General features: G+C 70.2%; 4 protein-coding genes. 1 reads left to right on the top strand and 3 read right to left on the bottom strand.

Going from position 1 to position 2,693, the window contains the following annotated elements:
• A partial coding sequence (gene deoC, locus G6026_RS10440; RefSeq protein ID WP_182613139.1) for a deoxyribose-phosphate aldolase occupies window positions 1-555 on the bottom strand: 555 nt, incomplete at its 3' end.
• A gap of 52 nt (window positions 556-607) precedes the next feature.
• Here deoC and purU point away from each other — a divergent pair.
• Window positions 608-1,474: a formyltetrahydrofolate deformylase gene (gene purU, locus G6026_RS10435; protein ID WP_182613138.1), complete on the top strand. Its 867-nt coding sequence runs from the start codon at window positions 608-610 to the stop codon at window positions 1,472-1,474.
• A 24-nt stretch (window positions 1,475-1,498) separates the two neighbouring features.
• On the opposite strand, the gene G6026_RS10430 is transcribed toward purU, so the two are convergent.
• On the bottom strand, window positions 1,499-2,209 hold the full coding sequence (locus tag G6026_RS10430; protein ID WP_182613137.1) for a MerR family transcriptional regulator: 711 nt from the start codon (window positions 2,207-2,209) through the stop codon (window positions 1,499-1,501).
• Window positions 2,206-2,487 carry a DUF2516 family protein gene (locus tag G6026_RS10425; protein ID WP_182613136.1) on the bottom strand — a complete coding sequence of 94 codons (282 nt, stop codon included), beginning with the start codon at window positions 2,485-2,487 and terminating at the stop codon, window positions 2,206-2,208. Before G6026_RS10425 ends, G6026_RS10430 begins: the two co-directional genes overlap by 4 nt.
• Window positions 2,488-2,693 lie beyond the last annotated feature (206 nt).

Raw genomic sequence — 2,693 nt, 5'->3', positions numbered from 1 at the left:
CATGGCGGCGACCGCCCGGACGCTGGCGCCACCGGCCGGGTGGAACCCGGTGGAGGTCTTGACGAGGTCCGCCCCGGCCCGCGCGACGGCGTGGCACAGCTCCTCGATCCGCCGGTCCCCCGCCTCCTCGCCCAGCGCCCGGTGGATCGCGGCGGTCTCCAGGATCACCTTGATCACGGTGGGCGGGGGGACGGCGTCCCGCATCGTCAGCACGTCGGCCATCACCTCGTCGACCTCCCCGGCGATCGCCGCACCCACGTCGATCACCATGTCCACCTCGACAGCGCCCTGGTCCACCGCCAATCGGCCCTCCATGGCCTTGACCAGGGAGTGGTGCTTGCCGGACGGGAAGCCCGCCACCGTCGCCACCGTCAGGCCCTCCGCCCGCACCGGGAGCATCGCCGGGCTCACGCACACCGCCTTGACCGCCAGGTCACGGGCCTCGTCCACGCAGGCCTGCACGTCCTCGCGGGACGCGTCCGGGGAGAGCAGCGTGTGATCGATCATCGCCGCGACGCGGTCGCGGGTCAGGTGAGTCCGTGGGGTGGCGTCCATACGGTCAGCCTAGCGGGGCTCCCCGGCCCCCCTGCTGGCACAATGACCGTTCATGTCACGCCGTTACGTCCTCTCGCTGGGTTGCCCCGACCGCATCGGCATCGTCGCCCGCATCGCCACGTTCCTCGCCGAGCTCGGCGGCACCATCGTGGAGGCGGCCTACCACGCGGACGAGAACTCCCGCTGGTTCTTCACCCGCCAGGCCGTGGACGCGGAATCGATCGGGATGGACCTCGACGAACTGCGTCGGCGCTTCGCCCGTGTCGCGGCCGAGCTCGGGCCGGAGACGGACTGGAACATCGCCGATTCCGCCGAGCCGAAGGACATCGTCGTCCTCGTGTCCAAGGAGGGGCACTGCCTGCACGACCTCATGGGTCGGGTCGACAGTGGGGACTTCCCCGCTCGCATCCGTGCGGTGATCGGCAATCACGACACCCTCCGTGGGATGACCGAGGCCCACGGCATCCCGTTCCACCACGTGCCCTTCCCGGCGGATCCGGCCGAACGGGCCCCCGCGTTCGCGGAGGTGGCCTCGATCGTCGACGCCGTCGACCCGCACGCGATCGTCCTGGCCCGCTTCATGCAGGTCCTGCCCGATGACCTGTGCACCCATTGGGCCGGTCGAGCGATCAACATCCATCACAGCTTTCTCCCGAGCTTCGTGGGTGCACGCCCGTACCACCAGGCTCACATCCGGGGCGTCAAGCTCATCGGGGCGACCTGCCACTACGTGACCGCCGATCTCGACGAGGGGCCCATCATCGAGCAGGACGTCATCCGCGTGGATCACGCCGCGACCGTGCAGGACATGGTCAGGCAGGGCCGCGACGCGGAGAAGTTGGTGCTGGCCCGCGGCCTGAGGTGGCACCTGGAAGATCGCGTCCTCGTGCACGATGCGCGGACCGTCGTGTTCACCTGACGCGGGCCCCTCCGGGCGGGGGCTTTAGTCGCGGGAGAATCCGTGGCGCTCGGTGAGCAGGGTCTCGGCGGCGGACAGGAAGATCAGCCGCGCGGCCGTGCCCGCCCTGGGGAGCGTCGACCGGACCCGCTTCTCCAGTACAGCCTTGTCGATCCCGGCATCACCAAGGGCCTCCACCAACACGGTGATCGCCTCGACCGCCCTGCCCTGCCCCTCCATGACCAGACGACCGATCTTCTCGATTCCGTCCGCGTCCACGCCGAGCACGATGAGGTCCCGCAGGAGTTCGGCGATATAGGCGTCGGAGAGCAGATGGCCGGCCGCGCCCGGTTCGGTGACCAGGCCGATCGACTCCCCCACCTCCTTCAGCGTCTCGGGGATGTCGAACGACGCGACCGCCTGTGATTCCGATCGGGTGCGCCGCCGGCGGGACCCGGTGGGTCTGCGCTCGCTCCGCACACTCTCGACCTCGAGCAACTCCGCGAGCGTGAACCCGTGCCGCTCGGCGATGAGCAGTTCCTCGATCGTGGCGAACGTGTAGCCCCGGTTGAGCAGCCGCAGGATCATCTCGAGCCGACTGCGGTGATCGGGCCCGTACAGAGCGGTCCGGCCCTTGCGGATGGGCGGCTGGAGCAGTCCGCGCTCCTGGTAGACGCGGATGTTGCGGACGGTCGCGCCGGAGGTCTCCGCCAGCTCGTCGATGCGCTGCAGCGGCGCGGACCTCCTCGAACTCACCTGCGCCTGCCGCCGACGGCCGGTCTGACATCGGCGAAGAAGACGCCGACGGCGACCATACCCACGATCCCGAGGATGCCGAACGGACGGATCGCGAAGAAGAGGGCGGCGGCGGCGCAGATTCCGATCCAGGCGGGTTTAGGCCACTTGCCCTCGATCGAATACGCCGACGCGGGAGGGAGGACGGCCAACACCAGGCCGACCAGGGCCCACGCCACGAGGGCGGCCTGGATCGCCATCTGGATCAGGCCCCAGGTTCCGGGCAATGCTTCAATCACGGCGCCCAGTGTAGTCGCCGCGTCCGCACCGTCCGAAGCGGATGTTCACGGCGTGGATTCGCGGTGACGCGACGACAGGACGACGCCGCCCCCCGGCCCGCTCTGGTCGAGCGGGCCGGGGGGGGCGGCGGACCGCGGCCTCAGCCGCGGTGGCTCAGTTGGAGCCGGAATCAGAGGACGTGCCGGCGGAGGACGACGACGAGCCG

The sequence above is a fragment of the Dietzia sp. DQ11-38-2 genome, assembly GCF_014145055.1.
In the GTDB taxonomy this organism is placed as follows: Bacteria; Actinomycetota; Actinomycetes; order Mycobacteriales; family Mycobacteriaceae; genus Dietzia.
The sequence above is the reverse complement of the archived record's forward strand: the minus strand, read 5'-3'. Positions and strand labels throughout refer to the sequence as shown.